We start from the raw sequence: 13699 nt of genomic DNA, 5'->3' as shown, positions 1-13699 counted from the left end.
CTTCACACCGAATCGAGACCCAGCCTACGGCATCGTCACGCTGCGGTTTTTCCCCATCCCGAGCCTCTTCCGAGAAGCCCGTCGATGCTGAGGCGTCCGGCACCGATCACGGCGAGAAGAAGTGACCCGACGCCGAGTGCGACAACGAGTTCGTACCCGCCGTTCGCGACGAAGACGCCCTTGTCCGCGTGTACCAGAATCAGCGCTCCGAGCATGTCGAGGAACAGCAGGATTCCGGCGATCGGCGTGGCCACTCCCACGATGAGAGCAAATCCACCCGCGAGTTCGATAGTGGCGGCCGCAACAGCCGAAATGTCGGGAAGCGGGACGCCCATGTCTGCGAACGACGCCTGTGTGGCCTTCACTCCGTAGTCGAAGAACTTCTGCCAGCCGTGCGCGACGAAGACGACGCCGAGTCCGATCCGGGCAATCAGTAGTGCGAGGTCGCGGAAGAGTGCGGAAGCCATACCGAGTGTCTACCTTTCTGGGGTCACACCTTCTGGATGCGGCGCCGTCCTCATTCGGCGCCGCGGAGAGCGGACTGCACGAAGCCGAGGATCTCCTCGTCGGACACCCCCAGCTTCCGCAGGTCCTGCACATACCGTGTTGCGGCCTTCTCGGCCCCGGCGCGAATGGGGTCGCCGCCGCTCGCGATGAACGTGCCCTGCTTGCCACGGGTTTCGATGACACCCTGCTCGCCGAGTTCCCGGTACGCCTTGGCCACCGTGTTCGGAGCCAGACCCACCTCGACGGCGAGTGCGCGGACCGTGGGAATCTTGGTTCCCGCGATCAGCTGCCCACTGCGCACCTGCTCGATGATCTGCAATCGCAACTGATCGAACGGGGCGGTCGACGAATCCGGATCGATGTCGATGTCCACGGCCGGCGCCACCTCCGTTGTTCCACGCGTTGTATCAGACCGTAGTTGCGCGGTTGCGGCGCCGCAATGCTTACACCGCGGCGACGGCCTCCTCGATCGGCGTCGGGCCGGATGTCAGCATCAGCGTCTTCTTGGCAGTCTCCGGGTGGTCCAGGAGCGCCGCGACCACTGCGGCCACGTCGGCGCGCGGGACGGTGCCGGGCTCGAGAGGAGGCGCGGTGAGCGTGACGTGACCCGTCGGGTCGTCGTCGAGCAGACCGCCCGGACGGAGAATCGTCCAATCGAGGTGGGTGCGGGCGCGCAGGTCTTCCTCGGCGGCCGTCTTCGCGACGAGGTAGGCCGCGAACACCTCGTCGGTGCCCTCGGGGATCGGCTCCCCCGCCCCGAACGAACTGATCTGGACGAATCGCCGCGTTCCCGCCTTCTCGGCGGCGTCCGCGAGGAGAACCGCGGCCCCGCGATCGACGGTGTCCTTGCGTGCGATACCGCTGCCCGGGCCTGCGCCCGCGGCGAACACCGCGGCGTCCGCACCGACGAGCGTCTTCGCCACGTCGTCCGGGCTCGCCGTCTCCAGATCGATCACCACCGGTTCGGCGCCGAGCGCCGCCACGTCGTGCTCGTGATCGGGGTTGCGGATCAGCGCGACCGCGCGATCACCGCGTGCGGTGAGAATCTTGATGAGGTGACGGGCGATCTTCCCGTGTCCACCCGCGATGACGATGCGCCGCGGAGTTGCGTCCCTGTGCTCGGCCATGATCGATCTCCCTCTTTCGTCGACTATTCACGAGTTACTACCCCTGGTTCAGCGCTCCCTGCGGGCGGGTTTGTTCCCCGGTGCAGAATGTCGGGTATGGCGAACACCGCGACCATCTACCACAACCAGCGATGCAACACGTCCCGCACCGTCCTCGGACTGATCCGTGACGCGGGCATCGAGCCGACCGTCGTGAAGTACCTCGAGACCCCGCCCTCACGGGACGGGTTGCGCAAACTTCTCGACGACGCCGGGCTGAAGCCGAGCGAGGCGATACGCACGAAGGAGACTGTCTTCAAGGAACTCGGGCTCGCCGAAGCATCCGAGGACGAACTGCTGGAAGCGATGGTGGACAACCCCATCCTCATCGAGCGACCCATCGTCGTGACGGACAAGGGCACCGTCCTCGCCCGCCCTGCCGAGAAGGTCCGCGAGGTCCTCTAGGCCCTCCGGGCGCCTATAGCGGGTCGCGAGCAACCGGACAGGACATGCAGCGGGGCCCGCCGCGGCCGGAGCCGAGTTCGGAACCGGCGATCCGCAGTACCTCAATGCCCGACGCCTCGAGCCGGGCGTTGGTCTCGACGTTCCGTTCGTATGCGACGACGACGCCTGGTGCGAGTGCGAGCGTGTTGTTTCCGTCGTCCCACTGTTCGCGTTCGGCGGTGACGTTGTCGAGTCCGGTGTCGATGACGCGCAGCTTGCCGATGCCCATGGCCTCGGCGGCGGCGGTCAGGAACGGATCGGCTCCGCGGATCGACACACCCTTGTCTTCGCGGTGAATGGTGAACGCCGACAGCGTGTCCTGGATGATCGGGTACATCACGACGGCGTCGTGGTCGACCATCGTGCACACGGTGTCGAGGTGCATCGACGCCCGGGCCTGCGCGATGGGCACCACCAGCACGGTGTGCGCCAGTTCGTCCTCGAAGACGCTGCGCGCCAACGCCTCGGCGCCTGCCGGTGTAGTGCGCTCCCCCACCCCGACGGCGACGACTCCCGGTGCGAGGAGCAGGACGTCGCCGCCTTCGACGGGGGCCGTGTGGGATTCGTAGGCGCGCCGGGCGCCGCGGAAACGCGGGTGGTGGGCGTAGATGATGTCGGTGAGGGACGTTTCGCGGACGCGGGCGGGCAGGGCGAGGGACGTGATCGCGACGCGGGGTCCGATCCAGAACGACGAGTCCCGGGTGAACAGCAGGTTGGGCAGCGGGTCGATGACGAAGTCGCCGCCGTGGTGCATGCGCCGGACCAGCGACGCCGTGTTGGCGGCGACGGGAAGTTCGTCGAAGGTCATGCCCGCGGTGAGGATGGTGGACAGGTCGGGGGCCGGGACACCGCGGAGGTGTGCGGCCAATTCCTGGGCCAGGGTGTGCCCGAGTTTGCGGGCGTCGACGGCCGCGCCGATGCCCTGTATGCGGGCGGCGCCGCTGGCGCCGAGCGTCTCGGTGAGCAGGTCGGACAGCAGCAGGACCTCGACACCGCGGCTGCGCAGGAGGTCCGCGAACGCGTCGTGCTCTTCCTGCGCGCGGTCGACCCAGGGCAGTCCGTCGAAGAGCAGTTGGTCGTTGTTGCGGGGCGTGAGCCGCTTCAGTTCGTCCCCGGGCCGGTGCAGGAGGACGGCACGCAGCTGCCCGACTTCGGAGTTGGCCCCCAGCGGTGCAGAACCGGACGCGTTCATGTCTAGACGGTAATGCCGGCGGGCCCGGCAGGCACGCTCAAACACTCCGTCGCCGCCCGTGTCCCTCGGCGCCGCAGGCGAGTACCGTGAAACGGCGGAGGTATCTCATGGACGAGAACTCGACTCTCTCGCCGGCGCACTCGGATGCGGCGGCGAGTTCGTCTGCGAACACGCCGCCACTTCCGTACGTTCCTTCCGCCCTGGCACCGTTCGCCGGTCTGTGGCGCGGCGAGGGCGAGGGCGCGTACCCGACGATCGACGACTTCGCGTACACCGAGGAGATCGAATTCGCTCCCACCGGTAAACCGTTCCTGGCGTACCGGTCTCGGACGAGGGAGGCGGGCAGCGGTCGGCCGTTGCACTCGGAGTCCGGGTTTCTGCGGCTCGTCGGCGAGGACGAGGCGGAACTGCTCGTGGCCCAGCCGACCGGATTCACCGAGATCCACCGTGGTCAGGTCCGGGAGGGGACCATCGAATTGTCGATGGTGGTGCTGAGCGCGTCCCCGGACGCGAAACCGGTGCACAGCATCCGGCGACAGTTGTCGGTGCGCGGCGGCGACCTCACGTACGACCTGTGGATGGCGCATGACCTGACTCCGCTCACGCACCACCTGCACGGACATCTCCGCCGCGACTGACCTCGAGTATTGTTCAGGTAACCGCGGAAAGGTTGCCTGTCGTGGAGATGCCCGAATGGAGAGCCAAGGAACTGACGCCGGGGCAGCTGTCGGAGCGCAGTGGCGTGGCGGTGTCGGCGTTGCACTTCTACGAGCGCGAGGGGCTGATCACCAGCAGGCGGACGTCCGGCAATCAGCGTCGCTACCGCAGGGACACGTTGCGGCGGGTCGCGTTCATCCGCATCGCCCAGCGGGTCGGGATTCCGCTGGCCGAGATCCGGGACGCCCTCGCGACCCTTCCCGAGGGCCGGACGCCGAACCGGAAGGACTGGGAGAAGCTCTCGACGCGGTGGCATGCGGATCTGGATCAGCGGATCGAGCAGCTGATCCGGCTCCGCGACAACCTGACCGGCTGCATCGGCTGCGGGTGCCTCTCGCTCGGGAGTTGCGCGATCGTCAACAGCCACGACCGGCTGGGCACGGCAGGGCCGGGCGCCCGCACATTGGACGTCGAACTCGACGGCCCGGCGTCCGGGACGTGAGTGTCAGCTGTCGCCGAGCCACTTCTCGATCGCGTCGCGGTCCTGTCCGACCATGTCGCCGACCAGCTTCCTGACGAGGGACTCGATCTGCCCGCCGACGAGCGGAATCTTGACCTGCACCGCTCCGGCGACATCCAGGACGGTGACGTCGCCCGACGCGCGGAGTACCGACGTGCACTCGATCTTCACCGGGATCCCGGTGGAGCTGCCACTGATCCGGCCGTCGGCGCGGTCGCCGTCGAGGGCGCCCCATTCGTCGGCACGCTCGACCTTCAGTTCACCCGAGACGACCTTGCGGACCAGCCCGGGGAGGGAGGACGCGCCGATGGTGTCGCGCATCGTCGCCGTCAGGGTGCCGGGGCCGCGGCTGTCGTCGAGGGTGAGTTTCTCCGGCGCCTCTTCGAACCGGTGCTGCCAGAACGCCCGATCCGTCACCGTCGCGTGCACCCGGTCGATCGGGTACGCGATCTGTTCGGAGTATTCGAAGCTTTTCGCCATGACGGCAGCCTACGACAACTCCGTGAGTGGTGAAGGAGTCCAGAGACTCGTCAGCCACGCACGGGCGCGGAGCGCCTCATCGGCAGGTGGTCGATGCCGGCTTCGAGGTAGTTCTCGCCGGTTCTGCGAAAACCGTAACGGCCGTACCAGTTTTCGAGGTAGGCCTGGGCGGAGATCTCGACGGGGCCCGGGAACGCCTCGAACACGGCTTCGAGCAGCCGACCCGCGAGTCCGCGCCCACGGGCGTGGGCGGCGGTGGCGACGCGTCCGAGGTGCAGTGTCGGTTCGTCGGCCAGCACACGCAGTGTCGCGAGAACCTCGCCGTCCTCCTCCGCCCAGAACTGGGTGGTGGTCGGTTCGAGGTCGCGTCCGTCGAGTTCGGGTTCCGACACGATGCCCTGCTCGAAGACGAACACGTCGGTCCGCAGGACCATGATCCGGTAGAGCGTGGCCGGGTCGATCTTGTCGAGCGTCGCGTGGTGGAGAGTCGGCACGTCCTCACCTTAGACAGAAAGTCCGGTGCGCAATCCGCCGGAACCAGGGACGCGATCTGCGGGGCGGGTCCACACTGGAAAAGCAGCAGCTGAGGGCAACTCGAGCAACCGAATGAGGGTGGGCATGGCCGACGGCGAACCTCTGATACCGCCGAGTGCCGTCGACGTGGATTTCTCCGACGTCGCCTGGGGAGCGGACCGCACGATGTCCGACTTCGAGACCGTGATGTGGCGGATGGAGGAGGTGCAGCCGAAGCTGCGCTCACCGATCGTCGCGGTCGACGTGCTCGACAAACCGCCGGACTGGGACCGGCTGGTTCGCGCCCACGAATGGGCGTCGCACATGGTGCCGCGTATCCGGATGCGGGTGGTGGAGCCGACGCTGCGGCTGGGCAATCCGATGTGGTCGGTCGACCCCGAGTTCGACCTCGACTATCACTTGTCGCGGGTGCGACTGCCGGAGCCGGCGACGTTCGACCACGCTCTCCGGATGTGCAGGCACATGGCGACCGAGCCGTTCGACCGCGCCCGGCCGCCGTGGAGCGCGATGCTCATCGAGGGACTCGACGACGGCCGCGCCGTCTACGTGGTGAAGACGCACCACAGCATCACGGACGGGCTCGGCGGCATCCAGTTGATGACGCTGCTGCACAGCAGGCGCCCCGAACCGTCGCCGGACAAACCGGATCGGCCCGCGCCGTTGCCGGAGCAGATGTCGGGTGGCGGCGCCCTGTTCGAGCAGGCACTCGACAACGTGCGCAGCGCCCCCGGCCGTCTCGGCGGCCTGATCCGCGGAGCGGTGCGGACGGCGATGACCGTCGTCGGCGACCCGGTGGGCAGTGTCACGGAGGTCGCCGGTTACGCGAACTCGATCCGGAGGGTGGTGACCCCTCCCCCGACCACGGGTTCGGACCTGCTGCGCGACCGCGGACTCGGACGCTGGTTCGGGGTGCTCGAGGTGAGTGTCGACGAACTGCGTTCCGCCGCCCACGTCGCCGGCGGGTCGCTGAACGACGCGTACGTGGCGGCCCTGCTGGGCGGTTTCCGCCGCTACCACGAATCGTTCGGCCGCGACCTCGACACGATTCCGGTGGGCATGCCGGTGAGCATGCGTTCGGCGGCGGATCCGACGGGCGGCAACCGGTTCGCCGCGGCCCGATTCGCCGGACCGGTCGGTGAACGCGACCCGGTCGCGCGGGTAAAGAAGGTGCGCGCGATCATCCTGGGGCTGCGCCAGGAACCCGCACTCGGACTACTGGATTCGGCCGCCCCGCTCCTGGTCCGGCTTCCGACGGTCGTGCTGGCGAACTGGTATCTGTCGCAGTCGACGGGTCTCGATCTGCAGGCCAGCAACGTCGCCGGGGTCCCCGTTCCGGTGTACCTGGCGGGTGCCCGGATCGAGCGGATGTTCCCGTTCGGCCCGGCCCCCGGCTGTGCGGTCATGGCCACTCTCGTCTCCCACGTCGGCACGTGTTGCATCGGCGTCAATCTCGACACCGCCGCCGTCACCGAGCCGGCGCGGTTCATGCAGTGCCTGCAGGACAGTCTCGACGAGATCGTCGAACTGGGCCGCGGGTGAAAGGAAAGGCTGGCGCGATGGACGAGCACACGACACGGCCACGGGTCTACCTCATCGAGACGATGAGCGACATGGAGGACGACGTTCTCCGCACGTGGCTGGAGCGGCAGGCGAACGATTCCGGTCAGCCGCCGCCGACGGTCCGCGTCACCGACCAGGCCCTCGCCGACCTCGTGCGCCGGAAGGATGATCCGCTGCTCACCCCGCTGCGGGTGGTCTGGCTGCCGAAGGAGACCCATCCGGACGGCGCGCGGCGATTCCGGGAGACGCTGTCGCTGCGCGATCCGCTGCACCCCGGTCAGAACATGCAGCGCCGGGTGATGCGCGACGACCCGGCTCGGTGCCAGGTCCTGGAAGGCGACCCGGCCCCGCTGAGCGACCTCGAACGCCGGCTCGCCGAGAACGGCGGCGGGTCGCTTCCGGATTTCATTCGCCGCCAGGCGGCGCTGACCCTCGAGCGGGCCGAGCGCACCCTGCTGGGCACGCAGTACAAGGTGTCAAAGTTCGTCGTCGACGAGATCACCGACGCCAGCCGGTACCACGACGGCACCCGGGAGCTGTCCGCGAAGTTGAACCTCCCCGTCGCCGAAGTGGATCGCCGGGCCCGTAGGGCACTGGACGAGATGGTCGCCGCGCAGAGCAGGCGGGCCATCGCGCTGTGGGACCAGTTGGGCCGCTACTTCTCCCGCGCGTACCGCCTCGACGTCGACACCACCCGGCTCGACGAGCTGCGGGAGCTGAACAAGGAACATTCCCTGGTGTTCCTGCCCAGCCACCGCTCGTACCTCGACCCGCTGGTGTTGCGGCCGGCGCTGCTCGCGAACGATCTTCCGCTCAACCACGTGATGGGCGGTCTGAACATCAACTTCTGGCCGATCGGACCGATCGGCAAGCGCAGCGGCACCGTGTTCATTCGCCGGAAGATCGAAGGCGACGAGATCTACAAGTGGACGCTCCGCGAGTACATGCGCTATCTGCTCACGAAACGGTTCAACCTCGAGTGGTACATCGAGGGCGGGCGCAGCCGCACCGGGAAACTGCGGCCGCCGCGGTTCGGTCTGCTCAACTACCTCGCGAAAGCCTTCCGGGACAGCGGGATGTCCGACGTGTATCTCGTTCCGGTGTCGCTGACCTACGACCAGCTGTACGAGGTCGGGGCGATGGCGGCGGAGGCGCACGGCCAGGCGAAGAGCAAGGAGAGTCTGCGCTGGCTCTTCGGATACGTTCGGGCACAGGGTCAACGGCACGGTGTCGCGCACGTCAACGTCGGCAGGCCGATGTCGCTGGCGGACTACCTCGGCCAGGAGGACGACCTGCGGCTGGCAGTGCAGAAGACGGCGTTCGAGGTGTGCCACCGCATCAACGAGGTCACACCCGTCACGGCGTCCTCGCTCGTCATGCTCGCGTTCCTCGGCATCGAGGACCGGGCGCTGACCGTCGCCGAGGTCGGTGCCATCCTGGGACCACTCGTGGACTACATCACGGCGCGCTCGCTGCCGACCGCAGGCGATGTGGACCTGACCGATCCGCAGGTGATCCGCAAGGCCGTGCGCACCCATCTCGATTCCGGGGTCCTGCGGAGTTTCGATCAGGGCAGCGAACGGGTGTTCTACCTCGGCCGGGATCAGCATCTCGTGGCAGCGTTCTACCGCAACAACACGATTCACTTCCTCGTGATGCGGGCGATCGCGGAGATGGTGCTGCGAGCGGCCGTCGATCAGCAGTTCACCGATCCGCTGAACGACGGATGGGATGCGGCACTGCGCATCCGCGATCTCCTCAAGTTCGAGTTCTTCTTCAGCGAGAAGGACAGCTTCCGGAAGGAACTGCGCGCCGAACTGGATCTCATCGACCCGGCGTGGGAAGCGAATCTGGGTGACCCGCAGCACGCCGCGAACCTGTTGTCCGGGATGCGCATTCACCTGGCTCACCGGGTTCTGCAACCGTTCCTGGAGGCGTACGCCGTGGTCGCGGGCCAGCTGCTCCGGACTCCGGTGGACCGGAAGTTCGACGAGAAGGCCTTCATGACCTCGTGCCTCGCGCTCGCCGAGCAGCGGCGTCTCCGGCAGCAGATCGGGAGCAGCGAGTCGATTTCGGCCGAACTCTTCACGACCGCGCTGAAGCTGGCACGGAACCGGGGCCTGGTCGAACCGAATGCCGAGAACATGGCGGCCCGGCGCGTCGAATTCGAGGCCGAACTCCAGACCCTGATCGATCGGGTGCTGCGCATCCGTGCCATCGCGCACGAGAATCTCGACCAGATGGGTGGTAGGTGAGTAGATGAGCGATCTCCGCAGTCTCCACGACGACATCGCGGCCGCCGTTCCCGGACCGGGTACCCTCGCCGCGTTCGATCTGGACGGCACCTTGATCAGTGGGTACTCCGCGAGTGTCGTCTACCGGGACCGCCTGCGTCGCTTCGACATCAGCGTGGCAGAGCTTCTGCGCACCACGGGTGCGGCGGTGGAGACCCGGTTCCGGGGTGCCGACGTCAGCAATTTGATGCGCATCGGAGTGGAGAGCCTGGCCGGGCGCATGGAGGACGAGATGCAGGAGTGGGGGCAGCGGCTGTTCCGTCAGGAGATCGCGAGGATGATCTTCTCGGAGGTCCGCGGACTGCTCGCCGCGCACCGGCACGCCGGTCACCGGGTGGTGATGGCCACCTCCGCCACCCCCTATCAGGCACTGTCGGTGGCCGCGGATCTCGACATCGACGCCGAGGACGTGCTGTGCACCCGGCCCGCGGTGCTGGACGGGATGCTCACCGGCAAGCTCGAATCGCCGCCGCTGTGGGGCCCGGCCAAGGCCGAGGCACTGCGCGAATACGCCGAGGAGCACGGCGCGGTTCTGGGTGACAGCTTCGCGTACTCCAACGGCGCAGAAGATGTTCCGATGCTGAAGTCGGTGGGACATCCCGTAGCCCTGAACCCCGACCGCAAGCTTGCGGCGACCGCGCGGCAGAACGGGTGGCCGTCGGTGAATCTGCGACCTCCGGAGAGCGGCGCCGACCCGATGTCCATCGCCCGCACCACCACTGCGATCGGCGCCCTGATGGGGGCGGCCGCGTTCGGCGTCTCCGCCGGACTGCTCACCCAGAACCGGCAGACGGGCGCCAACCTGGTCGGCAGCTTCGGCCCGGATCTCGCGCTCGCGATCTGCGGGATCAACGTGCGCATCAAGGGCAAGGAGAACGCGTGGTCGGCCAGGCCCGCGGTCTTCATGTTCAATCACCAGAGTTCGCTCGACATGCTGGTGATCGGCAGCGTCATCCGTCGCGACGTCACCGGCGTCGCGAAGAAGGAGGCCGCGCGCGATCCCCGGTTCATTCCCGTGGGGGCGCTGCTCGACGTCGCGTACATCGACAGGGCGGACAGCACGAAGGCGAGGGCTGCCCTCCGCCCGGCCGTGGAGAAACTGCAGTCCGGCGTCTCCATCGCGATCGCCCCCGAGGGCACCCGATCGCCGACTCCGCGTCTCGGCAAGTTCAAGAAGGGCGGATTCCACCTGGCGATGCAGGCGGGAGTGCCGATCGTGCCGATCGTCATCCACAACGCGGGCGAACGGATGTGGCGGAACTCGCTCGTCGCGCACCCCGGCACCGTCGATGTCGACGTCCTCGCACCCGTGCCGACCGAGGGCTGGAACCTCGCGGATCTCGACCGGCACGTCGACGAAGTGCGCACCCTGTTCGAGGACTGCCTGCACGCCGGGCATCGCTGAAAGATCTCTTCGAACAACGTTCCCGAGGGATGTAGAGAACCTCGATCGGGGCCTACCGACGCTGGTGGCCCGGTTCAGCGCTCCCCACGGGGTGTCGCAACCCGAGTAGTCGACTACGCGCGACGGGTCGCCGGCCGTACGGGAGAGTCGGGGTGAACCGGTGATGCATCGAAGGGAGCAGGACGATGAGCGAGCGTGACGGCGTCACGCCTCCCGACCGAACGGATATGCGGCGCCACGAGTTTCGGCTCAGCATGCTCGTGGCCTCGATGGCCGTCGTCGGCACCCTGATCGGCTCCGTGTGCGGAGGCGTGTTCACCTTGCTGAACACGTCGAATCAGGTGGAGGCGACGGTGAGCCAATCCTCGAACGAGTTCCTGCGAACGCAGCGGCAGCAGATCTACTCGGAGCTCCTGACCGCGGCCAACGAGGTGCGTATCACGTCGGGTTCCGTCTCGGTGGCCTTCGACCATTTCGACGGAACCGATCTCATGACCATGATCGCCGAAGTCCTCCGTCCGCTACCGCAACAGAACATCGTCCTCGGCTCGAAATTCACGGCGGTGGAGCTCATCGGATCGGAACCGGTCGTGGAATCGGCACGGCGGATGGTGGTCGAATACCTGGCCGGATCCGAGACGGTCGGCTGGCTGAGCACCGACTTCGCGACGGATGACGCCGTGTCTGCGGACGCCCTGTCCACCCGTCAACAGCAGTTCGCCGACCACTTCCAGGCCGGGATGAGCGCCCAGGACGATTTTCTCGCCGCGGTGCGCGACGAACTCGGCATCCCCGAGGAGGGGGACCTACCGTAACCACCGGACCGGAGCAGGACGACGGGGCCGCGTCGACTCGGCTCGCCAGGACCGCGGCGGATGGGCACGATGGGGAGATGCCCGCGACCGGTTCCTCATCGACACAGCAGGCCTCGGAGGCACCCGCCGAGTCTTCGCTGCTCCCCCGCATCTGGGCGCTCCTGCATCCCTACCGCGGGTGGCTGGTGCTCGTCGCGGCCGCCATCGTCGTGTCCTCACTGCTCGGCATCGTGAATCCCTTCCTCACGAAGGCGGTGTTCGACCGCGCACTGTTTCCCACCGACGGCAGCGGTGTCCATCTGACACTGCTGCTGTGGCTGGTCGTCGCCATGATCGCGGTGACGCTCACGGGTTCGCTGATCGGCGTCGGCCAGAGCTACCTCACCACCAAGGTCGGCAACCTGTCGATGGCGGATCTCCGGGAGCGTCTGTTCGCCCACCTCGAGAAGATGGAACTGGCGTTCTTCACGTCGACCAAGACCGGCTCGATCCAATCGCGTCTGGCCAACGACGTCGGCGGGGTGCGGTCCGTCCTCACGTCCACGGCGTCGAGCATCCTGTCGAACGTCGTCACCGTGACCGCGTCCCTCATCGCGATGCTGCTGCTGTCGTGGCAGCTGACGCTTCTCGCGGTCGCACTGCTCCCCGGCTTCGTCTACCTGCAGCGGCGGGTCGGCGCCCGGCGACGGGTTCTGGCGCGCAAGACGCAGGAGTCGTTGTCGGACATGACCGCAATCACCGAGGAAGCGCTGAGCGTCTCGGGTGTTCTGCTGACGAAGGTGTTCAACCAGGCCGACACCGAGCTCGACCGGTATCGGACCGAGAACGCGCGGCAGACCGAACTGCAGGTGCGGCAGGCCATGACGGGCCAGGGCTTCTTCGCCGTCGTCAGCTCGTTCATGGCGATCACTCCCGCACTCGTGTACCTGCTGGCGGGGTATCTCGTCAGCGGCGGTTCCGCGGCGCTCTCGGCGGGCACACTCGTCGCGTTCTCGACTCTGCAGGCCAGGTTGCTGCAACCGTTGGTCTCGCTGATGCGGGTGACTCTCGACGTCCAGACGTCGATGGCGTTGTTCCGCCGCATCTTCGAGTACCTCGATCTGCAACCCGCTATCGTGAACCGCACGGACGCCGTCGAGTTGCCCGCGGACTCCCCCGGGCGGGTGGAGTTGGACGACGTGTACTTCGCGTATCCCGCGCCCGTCCGGCTCGCCACCGCCGACCCCGACCCGGTGGCACTGCGCAGCCTGGGGCGCGGCGGTGGGGGCGGTGGCATGCGCGGCGTCGCGGCCGTCGCGCCTCGCTTCCCGGCGGCGGCGCCCGACACGGAACCGGCGGAACGTCGCAGCCGGCGCTGGGCGGTCGCGGGCACGTCCCTGGAGATCGAGCCGGGTCAGCTCGCCGCCTTCGTCGGACCGTCCGGCGCAGGCAAGACCACGCTCTGTTACCTCGTCCCGCGCCTGTACGAGGTGGACAGTGGCGCCGTCCGCGTCGACGGCTACGACGTGCGCGACCTGACCATGAGCTCGCTCGCCGAGGCGGTCGGAATGGTCACCCAGGACCCGTATCTGTTCCACGCCTCGATCGCCGACAACCTTCGATACGCCAAACCGGACGCGACCGATGCCGAACTGCAGGCCGCGGCGGCGGCCGCCAACATTCACGACCGCATCCTCGGATTCGACGACGGATACGACACCCTGGTGGGCGAACGAGGATTCCGCCTGTCCGGTGGCGAGAAGCAGCGATTGGCCATCGCGCGGGTACTGCTGAAGAACCCCCGCGTACTGATCCTCGACGAGGCGACGTCCGCACTCGACACGGTTTCCGAGCGACTCGTCCAGCGGGCACTCGGTGAGGTGATGCGCGGACGCACCACCCTCGCGATCGCCCACCGGCTGTCCACCATTCAGCACGCCGACGTGATCTTCGTGATCGACGAGGGAACGCTGATCGAACGCGGAACGCACACCGAACTCCTTGCACGACAAGGGTTGTACGCGCGGCTCCACGCCGAGCAGTTCGGTGGCGGGCAGGTCGAGTGCCGGTGCACCGACGGCGTCCGATTCACCGACGGGACGGTTCTGGCCCCGAGCGCCCCCGGTCGGGGCGGAGAGTTCTAGCT

At 67.6% G+C, this 13699-nt stretch carries 14 protein-coding genes; 8 read left to right on the top strand and 6 right to left on the bottom strand.

The annotated features are described in order from the left end of the window. Positions 1–35: 35 nt before the first annotated feature. From RHA1_RS27610 to RHA1_RS27600, 3 genes are read right to left on the bottom strand one after another with little or no spacing between them, the layout of a single operon-like run. Positions 36–467, bottom strand: a complete 432-nt coding sequence (locus tag RHA1_RS27610; protein ID WP_011597793.1) for a DoxX family protein — start codon at positions 465–467, stop codon at positions 36–38. Between the two features lie 50 nt (positions 468–517). Then, on the bottom strand, positions 518–892 hold the full coding sequence (locus RHA1_RS27605; RefSeq protein WP_016883479.1) for a GntR family transcriptional regulator: 375 nt from the start codon (positions 890–892) through the stop codon (positions 518–520). A 58-nt stretch (positions 893–950) separates the two neighbouring features. Beyond that, entirely contained in the window at positions 951–1634 is a 684-nt protein-coding gene (locus RHA1_RS27600) for an NAD(P)H-binding protein (RefSeq protein WP_009478912.1), read from the bottom strand. A 96-nt stretch (positions 1635–1730) separates the two neighbouring features. Between RHA1_RS27600 and arsC the strand changes: the two genes are divergently transcribed. Further along, the gene (arsC, locus tag RHA1_RS27595) at positions 1731–2078 is read left to right on the top strand and encodes an arsenate reductase (glutaredoxin) (protein WP_491731724.1); all 348 of its coding nucleotides are present in this window, start codon (positions 1731–1733) and stop codon (positions 2076–2078) included. Positions 2079–2091: 13 nt separating this feature from the next. Here the strand turns inward: arsC and arcA are convergent, their stop codons facing one another. Then, entirely contained in the window at positions 2092–3309 is a 1218-nt protein-coding gene (gene arcA / locus RHA1_RS27590; protein WP_009478910.1) for an arginine deiminase, read from the bottom strand. Between the two features lie 107 nt (positions 3310–3416). On the opposite strand from arcA, the gene RHA1_RS27585 reads away from it, so the two are divergent. Together RHA1_RS27585 and soxR are read left to right on the top strand one after the other, a co-directional pair. After that, positions 3417–3947, top strand: coding sequence for a nitrobindin family protein (locus RHA1_RS27585; RefSeq protein ID WP_009478909.1), 531 nt, complete (start codon positions 3417–3419; stop codon positions 3945–3947). A gap of 41 nt (positions 3948–3988) precedes the next feature. Continuing rightward, complete coding sequence (soxR, locus tag RHA1_RS27580) at positions 3989–4468, top strand: redox-sensitive transcriptional activator SoxR (RefSeq protein ID WP_011597792.1); 480 nt, start codon at positions 3989–3991, stop codon at positions 4466–4468. 3 nt (positions 4469–4471) lie between these two features. On the opposite strand, the gene RHA1_RS27575 is transcribed toward soxR, so the two are convergent. Continuing rightward, positions 4472–4966, bottom strand: coding sequence for a DUF2505 domain-containing protein (locus tag RHA1_RS27575; protein WP_009478907.1), 495 nt, complete (start codon positions 4964–4966; stop codon positions 4472–4474). Positions 4967–5016: 50 nt separating this feature from the next. Then, entirely contained in the window at positions 5017–5460 is a 444-nt protein-coding gene (locus RHA1_RS27570; RefSeq protein ID WP_011597791.1) for a GNAT family N-acetyltransferase, read from the bottom strand. 124 nt (positions 5461–5584) lie between these two features. Here RHA1_RS27570 and RHA1_RS27565 point away from each other — a divergent pair, with 124 nt between their 5' ends. The 5 genes from RHA1_RS27565 (at position 5585) to RHA1_RS27545 (ending at position 13697) form a co-directional block, all read left to right on the top strand. Further along, on the top strand, positions 5585–7039 hold the full coding sequence (locus tag RHA1_RS27565; protein WP_011597790.1) for a wax ester/triacylglycerol synthase domain-containing protein: 1455 nt from the start codon (positions 5585–5587) through the stop codon (positions 7037–7039). Between the two features lie 17 nt (positions 7040–7056). Continuing rightward, positions 7057–9315, top strand: coding sequence for a glycerol-3-phosphate 1-O-acyltransferase (locus RHA1_RS27560; protein WP_011597789.1), 2259 nt, complete (start codon positions 7057–7059; stop codon positions 9313–9315). A gap of 4 nt (positions 9316–9319) precedes the next feature. Further along, positions 9320–10759 carry an HAD-IB family hydrolase gene (locus tag RHA1_RS27555; RefSeq protein ID WP_011597788.1) on the top strand — a complete coding sequence of 480 codons (1440 nt, stop codon included), beginning with the start codon at positions 9320–9322 and terminating at the stop codon, positions 10757–10759. A 185-nt stretch (positions 10760–10944) separates the two neighbouring features. Next, positions 10945–11574: a hypothetical protein gene (locus tag RHA1_RS27550; protein ID WP_011597787.1), complete on the top strand. Its 630-nt coding sequence runs from the start codon at positions 10945–10947 to the stop codon at positions 11572–11574. A gap of 77 nt (positions 11575–11651) precedes the next feature. Further along, positions 11652–13697 carry an ABC transporter ATP-binding protein gene (locus tag RHA1_RS27545; RefSeq protein WP_011597786.1) on the top strand — a complete coding sequence of 682 codons (2046 nt, stop codon included), beginning with the start codon at positions 11652–11654 and terminating at the stop codon, positions 13695–13697. Positions 13698–13699 lie beyond the last annotated feature (2 nt).

This window comes from Rhodococcus jostii RHA1 (assembly GCF_000014565.1).
GTDB lineage: Bacteria > Actinomycetota > Actinomycetes > Mycobacteriales > Mycobacteriaceae > Rhodococcus_F > Rhodococcus_F jostii_A.
Note: the sequence above shows the minus strand (reverse complement) of the source record. Positions and strands in the feature narration are given on the sequence as shown.